The organism is Mucilaginibacter sp. Bleaf8, from assembly GCF_018390515.1.
Taxonomy (GTDB): domain Bacteria; phylum Bacteroidota; class Bacteroidia; order Sphingobacteriales; family Sphingobacteriaceae; genus Mucilaginibacter.
Map to the genome: position 1 here is coordinate 241,135 of NZ_JAHBBK010000003.1, position 21,217 is coordinate 262,351.

The 21,217-nt window shown below is 45.8% G+C and carries 23 protein-coding genes and 1 tRNA gene; 9 read left to right on the top strand and 15 right to left on the bottom strand.

What is annotated here, in order from left to right; all coding sequences use genetic code 11:
- Positions 1-46: 46 nt before the first annotated feature.
- Genes KHS38_RS14530 through uxaC form a run of 4 tightly spaced genes read right to left on the bottom strand, consistent with a single transcriptional unit; the run spans position 47 to position 4,521 of the window.
- Positions 47-1,372 (bottom strand): MFS transporter, encoded by a 1,326-nt coding sequence (locus tag KHS38_RS14530; protein ID WP_213489847.1) that lies wholly within the window; start codon positions 1,370-1,372, stop codon positions 47-49.
- A 34-nt stretch (positions 1,373-1,406) separates the two neighbouring features.
- Complete coding sequence (locus KHS38_RS14535; RefSeq protein WP_213489327.1) at positions 1,407-2,066, bottom strand: bifunctional 4-hydroxy-2-oxoglutarate aldolase/2-dehydro-3-deoxy-phosphogluconate aldolase; 660 nt, start codon at positions 2,064-2,066, stop codon at positions 1,407-1,409.
- The gene (locus KHS38_RS14540; RefSeq protein WP_213489328.1) at positions 2,056-3,108 is read right to left on the bottom strand and encodes a sugar kinase; all 1,053 of its coding nucleotides are present in this window, start codon (positions 3,106-3,108) and stop codon (positions 2,056-2,058) included. The genes KHS38_RS14535 and KHS38_RS14540 overlap by 11 nt, the downstream gene beginning before the upstream one ends.
- Positions 3,109-3,111: 3 nt before the next feature.
- Complete coding sequence (gene uxaC, locus KHS38_RS14545) at positions 3,112-4,521, bottom strand: glucuronate isomerase (RefSeq protein WP_213489329.1); 1,410 nt, start codon at positions 4,519-4,521, stop codon at positions 3,112-3,114.
- Between the two features lie 413 nt (positions 4,522-4,934).
- On the opposite strand from uxaC, the gene KHS38_RS14550 reads away from it, so the two are divergent.
- Positions 4,935-5,615: a YiaD family glycine zipper/OmpA-like lipoprotein gene (locus KHS38_RS14550; protein ID WP_213489330.1), complete on the top strand. Its 681-nt coding sequence runs from the start codon at positions 4,935-4,937 to the stop codon at positions 5,613-5,615.
- 88 nt (positions 5,616-5,703) lie between these two features.
- On the opposite strand, the gene KHS38_RS14555 is transcribed toward KHS38_RS14550, so the two are convergent.
- The 6 genes from KHS38_RS14555 to KHS38_RS14580 all read right to left on the bottom strand — a co-directional run bounded on the left by KHS38_RS14555 (position 5,704) and on the right by KHS38_RS14580 (position 11,815).
- Positions 5,704-6,264 (bottom strand): sugar O-acetyltransferase, encoded by a 561-nt coding sequence (locus tag KHS38_RS14555; RefSeq protein ID WP_213489331.1) that lies wholly within the window; start codon positions 6,262-6,264, stop codon positions 5,704-5,706.
- A gap of 50 nt (positions 6,265-6,314) precedes the next feature.
- Positions 6,315-7,502, bottom strand: a complete 1,188-nt coding sequence (locus tag KHS38_RS14560) for a class I SAM-dependent rRNA methyltransferase (RefSeq protein ID WP_213489332.1) — start codon at positions 7,500-7,502, stop codon at positions 6,315-6,317.
- Between the two features lie 260 nt (positions 7,503-7,762).
- Positions 7,763-8,719, bottom strand: coding sequence for a tryptophan 2,3-dioxygenase family protein (locus KHS38_RS14565; protein WP_213489333.1), 957 nt, complete (start codon positions 8,717-8,719; stop codon positions 7,763-7,765).
- A gap of 60 nt (positions 8,720-8,779) precedes the next feature.
- A complete protein-coding gene (locus KHS38_RS14570) occupies positions 8,780-9,325 on the bottom strand; it encodes a hypothetical protein (protein WP_213489334.1) in 546 nt (181 codons plus the stop codon).
- 142 nt (positions 9,326-9,467) lie between these two features.
- On the bottom strand, positions 9,468-10,568 hold the full coding sequence (gene dinB, locus KHS38_RS14575; RefSeq protein ID WP_213489335.1) for a DNA polymerase IV: 1,101 nt from the start codon (positions 10,566-10,568) through the stop codon (positions 9,468-9,470).
- A 128-nt stretch (positions 10,569-10,696) separates the two neighbouring features.
- On the bottom strand, positions 10,697-11,815 hold the full coding sequence (locus KHS38_RS14580; protein WP_213489336.1) for a DUF4407 domain-containing protein: 1,119 nt from the start codon (positions 11,813-11,815) through the stop codon (positions 10,697-10,699).
- Positions 11,816-11,943: 128 nt separating this feature from the next.
- On the opposite strand from KHS38_RS14580, the gene KHS38_RS14585 reads away from it, so the two are divergent.
- From KHS38_RS14585 to KHS38_RS14620, 8 genes are all read left to right on the top strand, one after another.
- Positions 11,944-12,258 carry a rhodanese-like domain-containing protein gene (locus KHS38_RS14585; protein WP_213489337.1) on the top strand — a complete coding sequence of 105 codons (315 nt, stop codon included), beginning with the start codon at positions 11,944-11,946 and terminating at the stop codon, positions 12,256-12,258.
- A 3-nt stretch (positions 12,259-12,261) separates the two neighbouring features.
- Positions 12,262-12,480, top strand: a complete 219-nt coding sequence (locus KHS38_RS14590) for a DUF6358 family protein (protein WP_213489338.1) — start codon at positions 12,262-12,264, stop codon at positions 12,478-12,480.
- A 299-nt stretch (positions 12,481-12,779) separates the two neighbouring features.
- The gene (gene prfA / locus KHS38_RS14595) at positions 12,780-13,853 is read left to right on the top strand and encodes a peptide chain release factor 1 (protein ID WP_213489339.1); all 1,074 of its coding nucleotides are present in this window, start codon (positions 12,780-12,782) and stop codon (positions 13,851-13,853) included.
- Between the two features lie 63 nt (positions 13,854-13,916).
- Positions 13,917-13,990: transfer RNA gene (locus KHS38_RS14600), tRNA-Asp, on the top strand.
- A 266-nt stretch (positions 13,991-14,256) separates the two neighbouring features.
- Positions 14,257-15,462, top strand: a complete 1,206-nt coding sequence (locus KHS38_RS14605) for a site-specific integrase (protein WP_249665420.1) — start codon at positions 14,257-14,259, stop codon at positions 15,460-15,462.
- A gap of 105 nt (positions 15,463-15,567) precedes the next feature.
- The gene (locus KHS38_RS14610) at positions 15,568-15,840 is read left to right on the top strand and encodes a hypothetical protein (RefSeq protein WP_213489341.1); all 273 of its coding nucleotides are present in this window, start codon (positions 15,568-15,570) and stop codon (positions 15,838-15,840) included.
- A 2-nt stretch (positions 15,841-15,842) separates the two neighbouring features.
- Positions 15,843-16,019 (top strand): hypothetical protein, encoded by a 177-nt coding sequence (locus KHS38_RS14615; protein WP_213489342.1) that lies wholly within the window; start codon positions 15,843-15,845, stop codon positions 16,017-16,019.
- Positions 16,020-16,105: 86 nt separating this feature from the next.
- Positions 16,106-16,507, top strand: a complete 402-nt coding sequence (locus KHS38_RS14620) for a hypothetical protein (protein WP_213489343.1) — start codon at positions 16,106-16,108, stop codon at positions 16,505-16,507.
- Positions 16,508-16,562: 55 nt separating this feature from the next.
- Here KHS38_RS14620 and KHS38_RS14625 read toward each other — a convergent pair whose 3' ends face one another.
- The 5 genes from KHS38_RS14625 to KHS38_RS14645 all read right to left on the bottom strand — a co-directional run bounded on the left by KHS38_RS14625 (position 16,563) and on the right by KHS38_RS14645 (position 21,208).
- On the bottom strand, positions 16,563-17,333 hold the full coding sequence (locus KHS38_RS14625) for a DUF4262 domain-containing protein (protein WP_213489344.1): 771 nt from the start codon (positions 17,331-17,333) through the stop codon (positions 16,563-16,565).
- Positions 17,334-17,667: 334 nt separating this feature from the next.
- Positions 17,668-18,015, bottom strand: coding sequence for a helix-turn-helix domain-containing protein (locus tag KHS38_RS14630; RefSeq protein WP_213489345.1), 348 nt, complete (start codon positions 18,013-18,015; stop codon positions 17,668-17,670).
- A 147-nt stretch (positions 18,016-18,162) separates the two neighbouring features.
- Positions 18,163-19,329: a site-specific integrase gene (locus tag KHS38_RS14635; RefSeq protein ID WP_213489346.1), complete on the bottom strand. Its 1,167-nt coding sequence runs from the start codon at positions 19,327-19,329 to the stop codon at positions 18,163-18,165.
- 92 nt (positions 19,330-19,421) lie between these two features.
- Positions 19,422-19,643, bottom strand: coding sequence for a helix-turn-helix domain-containing protein (locus KHS38_RS14640; RefSeq protein WP_213489347.1), 222 nt, complete (start codon positions 19,641-19,643; stop codon positions 19,422-19,424).
- A gap of 470 nt (positions 19,644-20,113) precedes the next feature.
- Positions 20,114-21,208: a hypothetical protein gene (locus KHS38_RS14645; protein ID WP_213489348.1), complete on the bottom strand. Its 1,095-nt coding sequence runs from the start codon at positions 21,206-21,208 to the stop codon at positions 20,114-20,116.
- Between the last annotated feature and the right edge of the window lie 9 nt (positions 21,209-21,217).

Sequence of the window (21,217 nt, forward strand, 5' to 3'; positions counted from 1 at the left end):
AACGCAAATATTAATGAAATTACATTTCATCAATATTTACACCTTGTTATAATTCGATTGGCTTCATTTTCGGAACCAGGCTTTTCATAACTACCCATGCTATAATATAAGCCACGGCACAAAGCACAAACATGATGGAATAACCGGTTTCAATATGGCCGGCTGCCCGGTAATGGTCAAACAGTATACCACCTCCTTTACTTAACAAGAACGAACCGATGCCACCGGCCATACCACCAATACCCGTAATAGTAGCAATTGCCTTTTTAGGGAACATATCGCCTACGGTAGTAAATATATTGCATGACCATGCTTGGTGTGCAGATGCGCCAACAGCAATAAGCGCTACGGCCCACCAATAACTATACTCGCTTAAAGTAGGGGTAAGCAGCACTACTAGGGGGAACAAAGCAATAATAAGCATAGCCCGCATACGGCCGGCATAAGCATCCATGCCACGGTTAATAAAATAAGTAGGAAATGCACCGCCGCCCACAGAGCCTATTACTGTAATGGTATATAATATGGCTATGGGCATTGATATGGCCGTACCCGTCATGTTATAGCGTGCCTCAAAATAAGCCGGTAACCAAAACAGGTAAAACCACCAAACGCCGTCTGTCATAAACTTGCCAAAAGCAAAGGCCCAGGTTTGTTTATATTTAAGGCACTCTGTATAAGTGAATTTTTTCCCTTCAGTTTCGGTTTCAACTTTTACCGTTTCATCAGATCTTATATCATCACTGTGGATATAGGCGTATTCAGCTTCATTAAGCAATTTGCTTTTTGAAGGTATCTCGTACATAAAGAGCCAGAAAATAAGCCATACAAAGCCTAAGGCACCAATGCCGATGAATGCCCATTGCCAACCCCAGTTTACAGCAATCCACGGTACCACGATAGGGGCCAGAATAGCACCCACGTTAGCGCCGGAGTTAAAAATGCCGGTAGCCAGCGCGCGGTCCTTTTTCGGAAAATATTCGGCAGTGGCTTTAATGGCAGCCGGAAAGTTACCGGATTCGCCCGCAGCTAAAACGGTACGGCCCAATGAAAAGCCCAAAACCTTGCTGGGCACCAAATGAGCAACTGCATGCAGTATGGCACCTACCGACCATAAAACAATTGACCAGGCGTAGCCCTTTTTAGTACCCAGATAATCAACCACCCGCCCGGCAAACAGCATGGAAAAAGCATAGGCCAAAGAAAATACGCCTACGATGGTTCCATAATCGCTATCCGTCCAGTTAAAATCCTTGGAGAGGGTAGGTTTCAGGAGGCTTAGTACCTGCCGGTCAAGGTAATTAATGGTAGTGGCAAAAAACAACAGGGCGCAAATGGTCCAGCGGTAATTGCTCATTTTAACATTACTCATCATCTCTTCATCATTTAGGTTTGGTTAGCAAGTATCAGCGGCCGGCTCTTACCAGCTCAATGGCTTTCAGGGTATCGTTATATAATTGGTCGTATAACTTGCCCTCCAGCACTTGTTTGCTGATTAGTTTACTGCCCATGCCCACGGCACATACGCCTGCTTTAAACCAGGTGGCAATATTGCCGGCTTCCAGCTCCACGCCACCGGTAGGCATAAACAACTGACCTGGAAACAGCTCTTTGATTGAGCTAAGAAAAGCCGGCCCCAGAATATTAGCCGGAAACAGCTTGATCAGCGCGGCATCATTACATTGTGCCGTATAAATTTCGGTAGGCGTCATGCAGCCGGGTATCCATAGCATGTGGTTATCCTGTGCTATTTTGGCTACCTCAGGGTTCACAATTGGAGCTACTAAAAAGTCGGCACCAGCATTGATAAAGGCATCAGCCTCATGAACCGATTTAATAGTGCCTATACCCAAATGCAGGTCGGGCATCTCAGCCTGTTGCAGCTCTTTCAGCAGCTTAAAGTTTTGAAGCGCGGCTTCGCCGCGGTTGGTATATTCAAATACACGTACACCCGCCTTATAGAGGGTGCGGGTAACTTCAATGCTTACATCGCCATCCTGATAAAAGAATAGCGGGAGCATGCCCTGGCTGATAATACTGTCCAGAACTTCTTGTTTATTTTTCATGATAGAAAATTGCGTTTTGAATGAACTCCGCGGTACGGTCTGTGGCATCGCTGTTCACAAATAATTTGGTAAAGGCGGCAGCTGTAGCAAACTCAACCGTTTGCTGCGCATCCATGCTATTGTAAAAGCCATAAATAAGGCCGGCCATATAGCAGTCGCCGCTACCTACTTTATCTACAATGGTATCGGCCTGATATTCTTTTGAATCGTGCAGTTTACCTTGGGTGTACAAAGCAGTGTAATAATCAATGTTGGTATTATTGGCATCAAACCTGAAGGTATTGGCCACAGCCTGGCATTTTGGAAAGCGGCTGATAATTTCTTCAGATGTATGCTGCGCTGCTTTTAAGTATAAACTTTTCTGGCCTGATTCTACCACATCGGGATACAGTGGAATACCCAGCATGTTATTAGCTGCCCATATGTTACCCATAATTACATCACAATACTGCGCCAGCTCAGGCATTATATCAACCGGCTGCTTACCATATTGCCATAGTTTTGATCTATAGTTTAAGTCGAGCGATATAGTTATGCCTTTTGCCGATGCGGCCTGTAAAGCTTCTTTGCAAACATCGGCCACATTTTGACTCAGGGCAGGGCATATGGCGCTAAAGTTAAACCAGGTAACACCATCCAATACTTTATCCCAATCAATCAAGCCGGTGGTTAGCTCGGCAAAGGCGGAGTTGGAACGGTCGTAAATCAGGGCATCGTGTTTCAAATCCTGGCCCTTAGTAAGGAAGTATAAACCCAAACGTTTCCCGTGGAACATTATGGTAGAAGTGTCTATATTCTTCTCCTGCAGCAGCTCCATAATCTGTGCCGACATACCATTTTGAGGCAGTGCCGTGAAATAACGGGAGGGAACATCCCACAAGGCTAAAGCGGTAGCCACATTCAGTTCTGCGCCGCCTACAAATACCAGGAAATGGTTTTCGCGCAGCCACTGGCCGCCAGCATCGGGTGTAATGCGCAGCAGAAACTCACCGAATGATAACACCGAACCCGAACGATAATCTTTTTCTAAAAGGCTGCTCATGGTTTATTTATCAAAAGGGAAGTAATTTTTAGCATTGTAGTAGCAAATGTCCTGCACAATTTTGCCGGTCCATTCTATATCGTTTGGCAGTTCGCCGTTCTCTATATCATCGCCAAACAGGTTACACACCAAACGACGGAAGTACTCGTGCCGTGGGAATGACAGGAAGCTACGCGAATCGGTAAGCATACCAACAAAGCGGCTCAGTAATCCCATGTTCGACAGGGCGTTCATCTGGCGTGTCATGCCGTCTTTCTGATCCAAAAACCACCAGGCCGAACCAAATTGTACCTTACCGGCTACCGATCCGTCATTGAAGTTGCCAATCATGGTAGCCATTAATTCATTGTCGGCAGGGTTGAGGTTATAAACGATGGTTTTAGCCAGCCTATCTTCCGTATCCAGCTTATTCAGAAATTTAGATAGTGCCTTAGCCTGGTTAAAATCACCAATGGAGTCAAAACCGGTATCGGGGCCTAATTGTGTAAGTAAGCGGGTATTGTTGTTACGCAAGGCACCTAGGTGGTATTGCTGTACCCAGCCTTTTTCATGATCCCAGATGGCAAACTGGAATAGCATGGCCGACTTAAATTTCAATATCTCGCCCGGCATTAGCACATTATTGGCTCTGATTTTTACGAAAATAGCCCGAATCTCGTCGTCGGTATAATCCTCAGCATAAACCTGCTCCAAACCGTGATCAGATACCGAGCAGCCGTTTTCGGCAAAGTAATCATGGCGTTGCTTGAGTGCCGCCAGGTAATCTTCGTAACTATGTATGGTTACATTAACAACTTCTTCCAGCTTGCTGATGTAAGCACACAATGCCGGAACATCGTCGGCATTCATGGCTTTATCAGGGCGGTAAGCAGGTAACAATTTTACCGGTGCATCCGGCTGTTGTTTCATTTGCTGATGGAATTCCAGGTTATCCAACGGATCATCCGTGGTACAGATGGTTTCCACGTTCATCTTTTTGATGAGGCCCTGCACCGAATACTCCGGCGTTTGCAGCTTGGCAGTACAGTCGTCATAGATCTGCTGAGCGGTTTTGGGCGATAACAGCTCCTGAACGTCAAAGTAGCGCTGCAGCTCCAGGTGCGTCCAGTGGTATAAAGGGTTACGCAGGGTATAAGGCACCGTAGCGGCCCATTGCTCAAACTTTTCGCAATCGCTTTTGCTGCCGGTAATATAGTCTTCGTTTACGCCGTTGGTACGCATGGCACGCCATTTATAATGGTCGCCGTACAGCCATACCTGCGTCAGGTTCTTGAAATTGATATTATTGGCTATCTGGTCGGGTAGTAAGTGGCAGTGGTAGTCTATGATGGGAAGATGCTTGGCATAATCATGATACAGGCGTTGTGCCGTATCCGTTTGCAGCAAGAAATTTTCATCCAAAAAATTTTTCATAACATGTATTTCTCCGCAGTTAACGGTAAACTAAATTGGGTTTCAAGATGTATTGGTTTATAATCTGGCGCAAAGTACTACGCCATTGATAATCATCACAGTTCGGTAACTATATGCCAAACCATGCTTATCATCAGCAATTTTAATCGAATTTAATTATGAAACAACATTTACCCGGATAAAAAACTCCGCAAACGTTTGCTTAAACCATTAAGGCAGGTTTTGGTCTGTATGTTAAAACTGTGAAACAACAAAGTGGAGCAACAGAGTGAAGCGTTTAGGTTACAACATAGCAGTATGCTATACAGTATATGCAGCAGCTAACACACCATAGATAGCGTATTGCTGTTGTAACAAGCTTTTATAACTTTGGCACTCACTTTGCAATATTCAATCACAAATTCACTTTAATAATGAAAACGTTAACTTTTAAAACAGCCGTATTAAGTATAGCCGTTGCTACTGCAACTTTAATTGGATCAGGCTGTAACTCTCTTACTAAAACTCAAAAGGGCACAGCTATTGGCGCAGGCGCTGGTGGTACCATTGGTGCTATTATAGGTAAAAGCGCAGGTAATACTGCATTGGGCGCTATTATTGGCGGTGCTGTGGGTGGTACAGCCGGTGCTTTTATTGGCCGTAAAATGGACAGACAAGCTGCCGAAATCAAACAAACTGTACCGGGTGCTACTGTAGAGCGTCAGGGTGAAGGTATCCTGGTTAAATTTGATTCAGGTATCTTGTTTGATGTAAACAAAACAGATTTAAAATCAGCAGCCAGAACTAACCTGCAAAACTTGGCTACCTCTATGGCTAACAACCCACAAACCAATATCCTGATTGTAGGCCATACTGATAATACCGGTAGCGCTTCATTAAATCAGGACTTGTCGGAAAGAAGAGCAGCCGCTGTTAAATCATACATTTCATCAAGCGGTGTAAGCAGCTCACGCTTATCTACCCAGGGTAAAGGTTATAACGAGCCAATTGCCGATAACAGCACCGAAGCCGGCCGTGCACAAAACCGCCGTGTAGAGATTGTTATTGTAGCTAACGATCAATTAAAACAAGAAGCTAAACAAAACGCCGGATAATTATAATTGATTCGAAAAGAGAAGGGCCTTGCTTTAAAATAGCAAGGCCCTTCTCTTTTATGATAGTTACGCTTAATACAGCGCAATCTTAGCTTTCAATCTGGCGGATAACGCGGCAGGGGTTGCCGGCAGCAATCACATTGGCCGGAATATCTTTGGTAACTACGCTGCCCGCACCAATAGTGGTGTTATCACCAATGGTTACACCGGGGCATATAATGGCACCGCCACCAATCCATACATTGTTGCCTATGGTAACAGGTGCAGCCAGTTCCGGGCCCTTAATACGCTCCGAAGCAATAACCGGGTGATAGGCGGCATAAATTTGCACATTAGGTGCCAGGGCTACATTGTTTCCGAAGGTAACCTTTGCACAATCCAGTATAATGCAGTTGAAATTGATAAACAAGTTATCACCGGCATAAATATTACTGCCGTAATCACAGTAAAAAGGAGCCTGTATATCTATACGATCCGTACACTCACCCAGTAATTGTTTAAGCAAGGCTTTGCGCTGATCGTTATCGGCGTAGCTGGTAGCATTATAGCTTACAAACAGTTCGCGGGCTTTCATGCGCATGGCAGTCAGCTGTTCATCGCTTGCGTCATACAACTCGCCCGAAAGCATTTTTTCCAGTTCAGTTTTCATAAATTATGCTGTTATACTATACCGAACATACGCAAAATAGTTAACGTGTATTACAGTACGCGGCACAATAAGCCTTTCAGGTATTCGCCTTCCGGGAAAGAAGCCCTTACAGGGTGATCTTCTGGTTGGCAAAACTGGTAAATGAATTGTACCTGCTTACCGGCATCCAGTGCCGCCCAGGCCAGTACCTGTTTAAAGGTATCAATATCCATAGCACCCGAGCAGGAGAAGGTGGCCAGCAATCCACCGCTGTTGAGCAGCAGCATGGCAATACGATTCAAATCTTTATATGCGCGCGAGGCCCGGTCAAGCGCTGAACGCGAAGGGGCATATTTGGGTGGATCCAGTACAATGATGTCGAATTTTTCGCCATCCTCTTTAAAACGGCGCAATTGTTTGTTTACATCCGATTGGATGGCGGTATGCTTATTTACATCCAGCTTATTCAATTCAATATTTTTGCGCATGGTATCAATAGCCAAAGCAGAGCTATCTACACTGGTAACTGAAGCGGCGCCTTTTTGTAAACTGTTTAATGTAAAGCCGCCGGTATAGCAAAAGCAATCCAAAACCTTTTTGCCTTGCGTATGGGTTGCCAGTATGCGGCGGTTATCGCGCTGGTCGCAATAAAAGCCGGACTTTTGGCCCTCGGCTATGTTGATTCCATAAACCAGGTTATTTTCTTTTACCTCAACCAGCTCAGGCGGAGCCTCGCCAGACAGTACTTCATTGGCGGTTTCCAGCCCTTCGTGTGCACGTGATGAGGCATCGCTTTTATCATAAATACCTTTGGGTTGCAGTAACCGTTGCAACTCATCAATAATAACGGCTTTATTGTTTTCGATACCTGAGGTAAGGATCTGTAAAGAAAGATAGTCGGCGTATTTATCTACAATGAGCCCCGGCAGGTAATCGGCCTCACTGAAAATAAGGCGGCAGGTGTTGTTGGTGCCATCGTGTAAAATGTTGCTGCGGCTTTGTACGGCAGTGGCTACTTTTTGCCTGAACCAGGCTTCGTCAACCGGGGTTTGCTCGTTCCACTCCAGCAGGCGCAGGGCCACGCGCGATTCTTTGTTGTAGAACCCGTAAGCCATAAAACCACCCTGTGCATCCAGTAAACGTACTACATCACCATTTGCCGGCTTACCTTTTACGCGCTCAATAGCACCAGAAAATACCCATGGATGGCGTTGCAGCACCGCTTTCTCTTTACCTTTTTTCAGGATCACATCAATCATACCGCAAAGATACGAAATATTGGGTTCGGGGTGCGAGGATTGAAGAATGGGTGCGAGGAGCGGAGTGAGAGGATAGAGGAGCACGGGCTCGGGGAGCGAAGTTTAAGTAACAGTTGTATGGTATCAGCAAAAGGTAGGTTATAACTTACCGGAGAAAAACAAATCCTCTTCGCACCTCAACCTTCTCAACTCGGTACCCGAGCTCTTCACATCAACTGCCCACTCTCCGCACTTCGAACCAAATATCCCCCACTCCTCAACTATAACTCACTCAGTACTCTTTGTACCCAGGCTTTGCCCCAGTTTTCGATCTGGCTAGTAGTCCATAATTGTGGGTAAAAAATGCGTTTCTGGAAACGGGGAGGAAGATATTTTTGCCAGTTGGTACCACCGGTGGCGCTAATCTCTTCCGGTTCGCGGTGCAGGTAACGCACGGCCGATTTATAGTGCGATAGCGGCCAGTTTACGTTAACGTTTACATCTAATTGCCGCAGTTCATCTTCCAGGGCTGTGGTTGATTCTCCTCTACTTTTCAGCTGCCGCCAAAGGGCGTTAAAGTTGGTGTGTACGTTGGCCTTACCCAATTCAATAAAGGTTTTGGCGTACTTTTTTTCGAACTGTTTAAGGGTAAGGGTTTGCTTGCCTGTGGATAGCTCGGTAGCGCCAAACTTCCAATAAATATGTTCAAACTGCGCCTCAATGCCGGCATCCTGCAGTTCTTCGCGTTTGTCTTTAGCCACGAGATTGAGAAAGTCTGACGCATAGATTTCAATCATGCGGTACTGGCCCGATTGGAAACCGCTGGCCGGCAGCAATGACATGCGGAATTTCAAAAACTGTTCCTTTTCCATGCCATCCACCATAATTTCGAACGATTGTGTAAGCGCTTCAAAATAGCGGTTAATACGTTTTAAGCGAGCCGTGAAAAAGTCGACAGTAAGCTCATCTCCCTTTTCGGCAATCTGCCTGCACTCGTGTAGCGAAAGCTTAAAGTACAGCTCCGTAATCTGGTGATACATGATAAATATCTCCTCGTCAGGGAAAGGCGTTTTAGGGCTTTGCAGGCTTAGCAGCGTATCTAAATGTATATAATCCCAATAGGTCAGGAAATCAGCATGCAAAAGCCCGTCAAGGTAGGAAGGCATATCTTGCCCCATGGCCTCGTACTTAGCTTGCAGCTGTTCCAGTCGCTGTTCAATTTCGGGTGAAATGTGCATGTACAAATTTAGCAACAATCGACCGCATTTTGCGGTTGGCTGTAAGGGTATAGTTTGTGGCTAATAACGGCGGCTGAAATTAAATTTATAGACAACGCGCAGGCCCGAAACGGGAACGGTTTTATCATACACCGGCATTACATCAGCACGTAATGAAAATTCCAGGCTGCTGTAATGGTCAACAGCCCAATCGTAGCCGCCGCCTAATGTGCCACCCAAACCCGAGCTGCCGGCATCATCGCCACCTAAGTAAATGGATGGGCCTGCAAAGGCAAAGAAACGCTTATAAAAGTAATATCTCGCCGCAACATTTAGGAAAACCAGGTCAACACTGCGGCCCGAGCCTACAAAGTAGTAGCCATTGTAAACGCCCTTTTTATCGCTTTCTATGTTTTCGAGCCCGATAGTTGGCATTAGCGTAAGTGCATCTTTTAAACGGATGTTGCCTTGTATTACCTTGTCGCGCCCGATATGATAGCCGCTTTGCAGCGGATAGTTGATGCCGCCACCAATTCCAATGGAGCTGCGGGCCTGGCTGTAGGTTTTATGCGCGGTAAAAAAAGCTAGAATGATTAAGGAGAAGGCTAGTAAAAATTGTTTTTTCATTGTTTTATAATAAGTCGGGCCAGCCACAAGCCAGCAGGTTGTACTACCGTGTAAAGACGTATACTGATGCCTGTTTGTTACCAGCGCTAATAAATAATACGCACATGTAATTGTATATCTGCTAGTTAAGTTTTAAAATCAGTTAGAATAACCTGAGTTGCTCAGCCGGGCCGTCATACCTGCTTTTGGGGGCAATTTCGCCAAAGTTGGATACGGATATACCCAGCAAGCGTATTTTTACATCCTGCAAATCGGTTGCTGCCAGCAGCTGTTTGGCAGTAGTTAACAGGGTTTCATAATCGCCAACAGGAGCGGGGTACGACTGATTGCGTGTTATCTGTTTAAAATCACTGTACTTAATTTTTAATGTAACTGTACGGCCTTTAAGCTGGTAACGTGCCAGGCGGTCGGTTACGGTTTGGGCTATTTTGACAAGCTCGGCGTACATCTCTTCTGGCTCGGTGAGGTCATAGGCAAAAGTATCTTCGGCACCCATTGATTTGGTTTCGCGGTGCGGTTGTACGGCACGGTCATCAATACCCCGTACAATTTTATAATAGAAGTGCCCGGTTTTACCAAAGCGTTTCACCAGTTCGTCTTCAGTAAGTTGTTTCAAGTCGGCACCGGTATGCAGGCCCATATTTTTCATTTTTTGGGCAGTTACCTTGCCTACGCCATGAAACTTTTCTACCGGCAAGCTTTCCATAAAAGCCTGGATGGATGATGGGCCAATAAACTTTAGACCATTAGGCTTATTAATATCAGACGCAATTTTGGCTACGAATTTATTGATGGATACTCCTGCCGAAGCGGTAAGCTGCAACTCATCCTGTATGGCGTTTTTGATTTGCTGCGCTATCTCGATAGCGGAACCAATGTTCAGCTTATCGGTAGTTACATCCAGGTAGGCTTCATCTAAAGACAGGGGTTCGATGAGATCAGTATAACGGCTAAAAATTTCGCGTATTTGTTTGGATACTTCTTTGTACACCGCAAACCTTGGGCGCACAAAAATAGCATGCGGGCACAGCTGTAACGCTTTTTTGGAAGGCATGGCCGAGCGTATGCCAAACTTACGTGCCTCGTAACTGGCAGTAGCCACTACGCCGCCCCGGCCTTCGGGCAGGCCGCCCACTACCAGCGGTTTCCCGCGGTATTCGGGGTAGTCGCGCTGCTCAACCGATGCATAAAATGCATCCATATCCACGTGGATAATTTTGCGGTGAGGCGTGGCAACTGGCATAACAGCAAAGATAAAGCGAAGTTGGCAAATTTGTTTCGTTGCCGGCATGGTATCAGCGCCAGCCTGTGGCAAACGTCATAGGATATAAAACAAAAAAGCAGCGTGATTAACGCTGCCTTTTATATGGTTTACTCGTAGCTGTGCCGCTCATAATCATAGTCGGACTGGGCGGAGATGATCTTCTTTTTTCGCTGTATGTCGGCATCCAGCTGGTGGTCAAACAGGTTGTCGGTTACGGCCACTTCGCGGTCTTTGTCTTTTTCAGCAAAGTGGATATTGGCCTCGGCCATCCGGGCCAGTGCCACATCATAAGGCCCTTTGGGCGACATCAGCTTCACAAATACCGGCAGACATTCAAACAAAATGAACAGGTAGCCGATGAAGGACTGAGCCAAATAGGTATCCAAATCGCGTGCACCGTCTGAGCGGAAGGAGAGTTGCCCCAGGGCCCAGTTGCGGTCGGCAAAACCGGCAATATTAGCCAGGCTGTCCAGCTGTGAGCCGGTAAACAGGCGGGTGCTGTTCAGCCCTTCATAATCTTTACGCTGACTCAGGTACTGATCCATTTTAGTCAGATCGTCGGTCACGGTTTTCAGGCGGTTTTGCTTTTCGGCCAATACCTCTTCCTTCCGTTTGGCATTAAAGCCGTAGCCTGCAAGGCCCGAGGTCTGGGTGGTTTTGTCGCCAAATACCTCCTGGTTCAGTTCCACGCGCGACCGGTTGATGTCTTTTTCGAGCGAATCTTTTTCAGCTTTCAGGTCCTTGTTCTTATTCAGTTCCATCGCATACTTCTGCAAATAGGTTTTTTGCAGGGTATCTATTTTGCGGTTCTGGCCTTTCAGGTAACTGGCTTTCAGCTTTTCGCGAATCTCTTTGTCAAAAATTTTCAGTTCCAGCGGGCGCGATATCACCATACCAATCATAATGGCGAGTAAGATACGCGGCGTAGCCTGCAGTATCTGCTGGTTGGTGCTGCCCTGCTTGTTAATGCTGGCTACAATGTACCGGTCCATATTAAAAATGGCCAGCCCCCATATCAATCCAAAAAAAGTAGCAAAAAGTGGTGCCAAGGCGTTGCCGCTAAACACAAAGTACATAGCATAGCCGCCCGATAAGCTGGCAAATAAAGCGGTAAAAAATATGGTAGCCCCTATACCCACATACTTGTTATGTTCAATAGGGTACTTCTTCAAGGTGTCAATATGCGCGCCCGAGCAGAACCAAAAAAAACGGGTTACTTTTTTCATCAATCTTAAAACTACAAAAAATGCAGATATTCCTGTACATAAAACGCTTGTAAAGGGCTATTGTTACAAACCTATGATTTAATTTATATAGCCAAAAAACCTACCTTTGGCTCAAATTACTGTTGACTATGAAAGAGATAACTGTAGAAGACCTGAAAAGGATGAAAGATAACGGCAAAGATTTTCAACTGGTGGATGTTCGCGAGGATTTTGAGTACCAGATGTCGAACCTGGGCGGCGAATTGATACCGTTGGGCGGCATTTTAATTGAAGCCGACAAAATTGATAAAGAAAAACCGGTAGTAATTATGTGCCGTAGCGGCAAACGCAGTGCGGCAGCCGTTATGCAACTGGAGCAGCAGGGCTTTACCAACCTGTATAACCTAAAAGGCGGCATACTGGCCTGGGCTGACCAAATTGACCCGACCATTACGGTGTACTAAACTATGGCGCTCAGGATATTTTTAAATGTGCTATACACCATTGGTATAGCACTTAGTTTGTTTACTTTTTACTGGGGCTTTACGCACGGTCATTACCCCTATGTGGCCGGTGCTGTAATTGTTGGCGGCGCATTTATTATGCTTAAGATACGCCTGCTTAAAGAAGTGCGCGCTATGCAAAGCAACCCTAAAGCAACAGCAACGCCCAAAGCAAAAAAATAGAAGCCTTTCCAAGTTTCTTTTTGAAACAATATGTGAAAGCATGGTCCCACTCAAACCCTCCTTCACCGGGAGGGTTTGGGTGGAGCTTTTAACCACCAACCTGCAACTATCATTTAATTATGTGCCTGAGAATGCGTACTTTTGTACACTTTTTTGCAGTGCACCAACCGCATTAAACCCGATTGTAACGGAAAGCTTTTAGTAGTGGCCGGTGCCGGGCAAAAAACTTGCAGTGTAAAGCGGGGCTATCAGAACCGACAAGGCATTGCAACTGATTTTCAAAAGAAGAATACACAACGATGTTAGAGAAATTAGAGCTGATAAGAGACCGCTGGCAAACTGTTGAGAACGAACTGAGCAGCCCTGAAGCAATGGCGGATATGAAGCGCTTTGCCCAGCTGAATAAGGAATACAAGGATTTGACCCTGATTGTTGATCAGTACAAGATATACAAGAACATAGTAAGCAATATTGACACAAACAAAGAAATTTTAGCTACCGAGAAAGACGAAGAGTTTAGGGAGATGGCTAAAATGGAGCTGGACGAGCTGCTGGAACAACGTGAGGCCAAGGAAGAAGAAATTCGCCTGATGCTGATCCCGAAAGATCCGGAAGATGCCAAGCACGCCATTGTGGAGATACGCGGCGGTACTGGTGGCGATGAGGCTGCCTTGTTTGCCGGAGATTTATACCGCATGTATATGCGCTATTGCGAGCGCCGCGGCTGGCGTACCGAGCTGGTGGATTGCACCGAAGGTACATCAGGTGGTTACAAAGAGATTGTATTTAACGTATTGGCCGATGATGCTTATGGCACTTTAAAATACGAATCGGGCGTGCACCGTGTGCAGCGTGTACCAGATACCGAAACGCAGGGCAGGGTGCATACCTCGGCCGCCACTGTGGTGGTATTACCCGAAGTGGATGAGTTTGATATTGAATTGCATAACAGCGATATCCGTAAGGATTTGTTCTGTGCGTCTGGTCCGGGTGGGCAGTCGGTGAATACTACTTATTCGGCCGTGCGTTTAACCCACATTCCAACCGGTATTGTGGCGCAATGCCAGGATCAGAAATCGCAGTTGAAAAACTATGATAAGGCTTTACAGGTATTGCGTTCGCGCGTTTACGAGATGGAGTTGCAAAAGCACCTCGAAGAAACTTCGAAAAAGCGTAAAACCATGGTATCAACCGGCGACCGTTCGGCTAAAGTGCGTACCTACAACTATCCGCAAGGCCGTGTTACTGAGCACCGCATTGGCTTAACCATTTACAACCTGCCCAACGTAATGAATGGTGATTTACAGGAAATTATGGAATCGCTGCAATTTGCAGAGAACGCCGAAAAGTTGAAAGAAGGAACGGTAGCTTAATTTTTTGAAAAAATATTTTGCGGAATGTAAAAATAGATTCTATATTTGCATTCCCAAACGGGAGGAGTGGTAGTTCAGCTGGTTAGAATACATGCCTGTCACGCATGGGGTCGCGGGTTCGAGTCCCGTCCATTCCGCTAATTGCAATGTCAAAAACGACTAAAAGCCTGTAAATTAAACGTTTACAGGCTTTTTTATTTGGCTCTATTTGCCATCATATCTAACCATTCTCTATAAAAAAGTTAGCATATGGTGAGCATTTTATAGAGCCAGCAAAAATGCTCACCAATATACTTATAAAGCGCTGTTTTACAAGTAGTTCATCCATTAAACATCTTGATTGTAAGTGGCATAATTAACACTTTTGTTTCACTTTAAAGGATTATGTGCAATGAGAACTCAAATGAATTTGCTTTTCTACTTAAAGAAAAGATCAAATTACCAAAGCGGCCCGGTAGCTATCTACCTCCGCTTTAATGTCAACGGCCAAAGAGCCGAAACCTCCATGGGAAAAGTATGTGAACCTTCCCGTTGGAATTCCAAGGCTGGCAGAGCCATCGGCACGAAAGAAGATGCGCGTACCCTGAACGCTTACCTGGATAGTCTACAGGCGCAGGCACAGGAGCTCTTCCAGCAGATGAAGCTGGCGGATGACGTGCTCACTGCCGAAAACATCAAGAACCGCTTTACCGGCAAAGGCGAAAAAATGCATACGCTGCTGTCCATATTTGCAGACCACAATGAAAGAATGAAAAGCTTGGTGGGCCAGGAATTTGAGAAAAGCACCTTGCAGCGCTATGAGACTTGCCTAATGCATGTCAGGGAGTTCTTATCCTCCCAGTACAACCTTTCTGACCTGCCGGTAAGTAAAATCAGTTTTAAGTTTCTCAATGACTTTGAATACTACCTGCTCAGCATTCGCAAGTGCGCTAACAACACCGCAATCAAGTATGTGAAGAACTTGGGCAAGATAGTGCGTATCTGCCTGGGTAACGGATGGCTAACTGTTGATCCTTATACCAACTATAAGCCTAAGACGCAAAAAGTGCATCGCATGGTACTCACTAAAGATGAACTGATCAAGCTGGCTGAAAAAGAACTGACCATAGAAAGGTTAAGGCTGGTGAGAGATATTTTCGTTTTCAGCTGCTATACGGGCCTTGCCTACGTAGACGTGAAAAAGCTGAAAAGATCGGAGGTGAATAAGGGCATTGATGGCGGCCTGTGGATCTTTACCAAACGAAAGAAAACCGAATCGCTATCCCGCATACCTGTTTTGCCTACGGCTGCTGCGATCATCGATCATTACGCTAATGACCCGCAATGTGTTTATAAAGGATTACTGCTTCCCGTAATGAGCAACCAGAAGATGAATGCTTATTTAAAGGAAATAGCAGACTTATGCGGCATCCATAAGCCGCTTACCTTTCATATTGCCCGGCATACGTTTGCTACCACCGTCACCTTGAACAACGGTGTTCCCATTGAAAGCGTAGCCAAAATGATGGGACATTCCAGTATCAAGACCACGCAAATCTATGCGAAGGTAATGGATCACAAAATCAGTGAGGATATGCAGGCATTGAGGAATAAGCTGTATGCCGTTTAAGCTTTCATTAATTAACACAAATAAGCTATAGCTGACAGTAAGCCACTGCCAGCTATAGCAATAAATAACAAAATCTCAGGCTATTCTTAAATGAACTATATTTGTATGAAGACGTTAACCAACTATATGCGTACTCCAGCTACAGATAACCTGCGTTCCAAATCTATCTTCGAACTATCGGATGAGGAACTGCGCGAACGGCTGAGACCGACTGCGGAACAGGTTACCCAAGAAATCTGGGCGAAGAACGGGTACATCACTTACTATGATCCGGCTATCTGCCCGGATACCCTTCACATGATCCATGAATACCGCGACCGCAAAGAACTGGTGCGGATAGACCCCAGCGGCACTGTTCACCTGGTTAAAATACTGTAATTATGACCAGAGCAAACCCGCAGCTGCTAATCATCGCGGGGCCCAATGGTGCAGGCAAATCTACCTACTCTAAAGATATGTCCCCGGGGGGTGCCTTCGTATTTGATGCCGACAAAGAAAGAGCCGTATTTAAAAACAGTTTCCCGATTTACCGGATGAAAGCATTGCTTATGCGGTAGAACAGGTCTTCTTCGACCGGGTTGACCTGTCCTTGAAGCAAAAGGCAAACCTGACTATCGAAACCAATTTTCGGGACTATAAACTCATGGATACCGTAGAGCGTTTTCGAAAACGTGGCTATAGCACCAGTTTGATCTATTTAGGTTTGGTCAGTATCGAGCAATCTATCGACCGGGTTCAGCACCGCGTTCGCCAAGGCGGCCATTTTGTAGACAACTACAGCATCCGGTATAACTATGAAGAAGGCCTCCGAAACCTGGCTTACTTCGCGGATCGATTTGATACTGTAAGGGTAATTGACGCTTCGGGCGATTACCTGAACCTGAAAACATTGTATCAGGCAGTGGACAGAGAAGTCGTTTCCCTGGCGAACGAACTACCGGGCTGGGTAGCGGAAAGTATAATCACCATGGCGAATAAACTTCGTCCGGGGTACAATCGTGAACAGGATGATGAAGAAAACCGACGTCGAGGGCCAAGGCGGTAATTCTTGAAGCATATGAAATGTTAGGTATGATAAAGAAAAGGTTTTAAGAATAACTTTATTCTTCATCATTATACTCTACTTTTTTCCTTGTCCAGGGTCCACCGATAAAGTCTCTTTCCGCATCTTCGCCGTAGTCTAAGTCAAATACCTCGTTCAATGTTTCGTCTCTTAACACAAGTTGCTCTAAAGCAACTATCCGTATATCGTCGGATGCCAGCTCGTCTCCGGTAACAAACTGCCAATCGCCATCGTTTTCATGCACCACATAGAGAATGGGCTTGCCATCTTCCAGCCACTGCCGTGAAGTAAATGCCGTTAGATTTTTAGGCTCCCTGAATTTAAAATTCATGTTGCGGTCCAGTAACGGTTGTTTGTAGATAAACACTTCTTCAAAATCCTCCTCCCAGGGAAACCGGTCATTCCGGTCCGTCCAAACCAGTTGAAGCGCAGGAAAATCATGATGACCGTAATAATTGATAGCAGCGTTGAAATAATCGCCAACGCCTGCCGGTGCAACAGGCAGAAATGCCGCTCTACTAGCATTAAAGATATCGTCATACTCTTTTCCTGTATCTATCCGTTCACCTTGCTTGATAATGGCTGCAACATCATTAATGATCGCATGCCCTAAATCGTTAGACAAGCCAAAACAGATGATCTCAGGATGGTTATAGTTTTGCCATAAGCCGATGCTGTAGGCAAAAGAGGGTAAATAACCTGTCGAACTGACCATGATGACCTGCAGGCCATATTTTTCAATATTGAGGCGGGTCGTTTCCTGTAGCTCTCCGGGGGATATACAATTGTGATCGTTTTCTATGCTCATTGCGGTTCGGTACGCAGCCATCATATCTCCAGATAGCTTGAAATATCGGCTTTGAAGGCTTTGAGTTCAAATATACTATATCGTTCCAACTATTCTGATCGTAAAGTTTCCTCGTTAAATAGCTTTTTACCTTTAACTCTGCCAGCCCTTATGAGAGGCAAGGCTTTTACAGAACAAGGCTTTACGACGCTTAAACAGCAGGAAGCAAGAAGCAGGAGAATTGTCAAGGATGGTGCAGCCGTAGAAAACCAACACCTGCACCATTTACTGTATCCTTGACGATTCTGCTGCGATGCTAATTTTGTGGTAGCGGTGTAAGGCAAGGTAATTTCTTTTATCGCAATTTTAGTGGGTTCCTTAAAACATCATCTAAAGCTTCCTTTTCAATCTCTTCCTGCGAACTGATACGGCACTTTGCCAAGTAATCATCAATTTCTTCGCGCTTGAGATAAACCTTTTTGCCGCCTGGTTTATACATCGGCAATTCTTTTCTGCTCGTTAGCTTATAAAGGGCCGACATCGATATACCCATATATTCTGCGGCCTGCGCAGTGGTGAGTATGGGCCTATATTTCTGATGACCTTCCATTGGTAAACCGGACAACATTTGTTCTATCCTCGAGATCTTTTCCAGCAGCAGGGCGATGGCCTGCGGTAACTGGTCGAATGTTAGCTTTTCCATTTGGTTCAATTATTTCGTGTTAGCTAATTTACTTGTATCCGCATGTCGCCGTTACCAGCAAGCATAAGTCTTCACCAGTATTAGTCTTACTTATAATTTATAAGTAAGACTGATTGTAAATGTTCCTTAATAACACTATCGAGGAAGTTACTCAAACTTCTCAGCCAGGTAAAGTTCCTGTCCTTTATAGCGCTTTTTGAGTGGCTTCATATCCCGGCTCACCTTGGTATCCGTAACCCTGGCATAAATCTGCGTCGATCGAATATTTCTGTGTCCTAACATTTGCCCAACGGTTTCTATCGGTACGCCGTTGGTCAGCGTCACCGTCGTGGCGAAGGTGTGCCTGGCACAATGAAACGTCAGTCTCTTGGTCCAACTCATAGCTTTGGTAATTTCCTTCAGGTAAGCGTTAGCTTTCTGATTACTGATTTTTGGTAGCAAAAAGTCCTCATCCAGAATGCGCGGATAATCTTTGTAGTGATCAATGAGCTTCAACGCTGGACTCAGCAGCGGAACACGAACGCGGTTATTGTTCTTTACCCGGTGGGTCTGTAGCCACAGCCCGCCGTCTTCCCCTTTCACCAAGTCGGGTTTCTTTAGCTTAATGATATCCGCATATGACAGGCCCGTATAGCAGCTGAAGAGAAAAAGGTCCCGGACTATGTTCCAGCGTTTACGTGAAAGGTTCTTAGTTGCCAGTGCATGCAGCTCCTCGCTGGTCAGGTACTCACGAAACACCTCTTCTTTTTTTGCCCTGTAGGCAACAAAAGGATCGCGGTTGATCCAGCCGATTTCCATCGCTACTTTCATGATTGTCCGCAACTTCTTTACCATTTGAACTGCGGTATTGATCTTCACGCCGTACTCCGCTTTGAGGTAGTAATCAAAGTCCCTGACGAACCGGTAGTCTATTTCGTCCAGCCGGATATCTTCCGTTTTGCACCGCAGCATCAGAAAGCGCTTCAATACCCGAAGCACCGACCTATATTTTTGCAGTGTAGCTGGCCGGTAATCCTTACCGATGAGCCCCGCGATTTGATTGGTATGATAGTTCCACGCATCGGAAAGCATTTTGGGTGGATCGAGGTCTTCGCCCTGCATCAGCTTCCGGATAAGAAGAGCGGTAAATGGCTTCCCTTCAGCGTACAACTGCTGTTTGCAGGCGTAGGCACGTGTTCGCAAGGTGTCCAGCCAGCTATTGATCTGTCTGGCTTCGGCATTAGACCCTTTAACTTTTGCCGCCTTGCTGTCCCATTCCTCACGCTTACACCTGCGCCCTGTGGACCAGTCCTCCCGCTTACCATCCACCGTCATACGGATGAAGATATGATCAGTATCCTTTTTGCGGCTGGTGGAGCGTTTGGGATAAAAACGCAGATTAAAAGTTTGCGTTTTGGCCGGTAGTACTATTTCTGCTTCGGGCTTTTTTTTTCAGGCCCGGACAACATCTTTTCAATGTCTTCCTGCTTATAGTAAAGGATACCGCCCACTTTATGGTGATTCAGTGTGCCATTCACTCTCAGGTTCTGCAAGGTACCGGATGAGATTTTCAGCAGCTTCAGGACATCTTTGGTTTTCAGCCAGCCTTGCGCGGACAGGCCCTGCGTCTGCAGAACTGGCTTAAGCATATCAAAAAGCTCATTTTTAAATTTTTCAAGGTCTCTCTTGGTTAGTAGTTCATCAGGACTCACACGCAATAATAATTTTTGTTATCCATATAGTATCTTCATCGTAATCTGCCTATATAATTGTACAGGTACATACCCCCCTACAAGCAGGTGTGTTACAAGCGTAGCGCGTTTCACTTCTGCACCACTTGGCTGCGAGGCGTACGGCGGAACATCGTGCAGCCATTTGCCGCAGCAGCACCTTTTGCTTTACTTCTCGCTCATTTCCACGAATAAGCGAGCCGTTGTATGTGATGGTCAATTGTCTCAAAGCGGTTTTAGCTTTCTGACATTTAACTTTACTTAGTGAGGCAAACTATTGTCCTCACCCTGCGGCTGTACAAGCAGCCTCTAACTATTCTATTAACTTATATAAAAAACGGATCGGCTAAAAATCTCTTTGTTCATCTAATTTATCTTCAGATGCTTCATTATTCTACTATCAGGTTAATGCCTGCCTTATCAGCCTTGTAGGCGATCTTGTCTTTCAGTTTCCCATAGCTCCAGTTCCGAAGCACAAAGGCTTCCTCTTTGGCCGCTTCCTCTTTCTCCATCTGGTTCGTAAGGATCAATGTTGCCGCATGATACTTCAAGCAAAAGTCGATCAGTTTTCGACTATACACCTGCAGCTTGTAGTCCACGTAATCCCGTTCCATGTGGTGGAACTTTTTCAGCGGCTTTTGCTTCCTTGTCCTGCCGTGCCCGGCTTTATTCATCGTCCAGCTTTTCTGTACCCTGCGCCGGGCGGATTGGATAGCCAGTCTTCGGTACAGAAACTCTTCCTTATTTCCGATGGTTAGCTGCACCTTTCCGATCCTGACGACCAAAGGGTGCTCTAATGACAGCGAGGCTTCGGCGATCACTTCCTCATTCAGCAGGTGCACTTCCTTGTCCTGCTCGAACGTGGCCAACAGGTAGATCTTCTTATGGTCTTCCAGCTTGAGGTAGCTGGTCGAAAGTTTGTATCCGGCGCTCATAACACCGCGGAGCAAGTCTCGTTTATCGTCGAAGTTTCTCCCTAAGTAGGTCTTGAAGGGAATGCCGAACAGCGTAAACGTAAAGTATGCACCCTCTTTAACTTCGGCCAGTTTCCTCAGGCACTCCCCGCTGAACGGCATGGCGATCTCTTTCTTAAAGTTTTTGATGGTGCGCTCGCCTGTATAGTAGTGCTGCTTGTCCCGGCTGAAGCTGCCCACGAGGATATTATTCAGGTTATTGTAAACGTTACTGGGCAATATGCCCTTGAAATGATTTGTGAGAACCTTGTAAGTGGAATTGGTACGCGAGGAAGTTAAGATGCCGTCGGGGTCCTTACTACCATCGGTCACCTTCAGCTTGATACCTTCTGTTAGGTATACCATATCCTTGATCTGCTCCTGTAGAAACTGGTGCGTGTAAACCAAATTGGCGCAGCGGTAGCAGGCACTTTGCCAAGTCATGATCTTGCCTCTCGCTTCATATACAAAGTCCGCATCTGAGCTGTCGATCAGCAGTTGTATCTTTCGGGTCAGGTGTATCTTTTCCATATGCTGCAG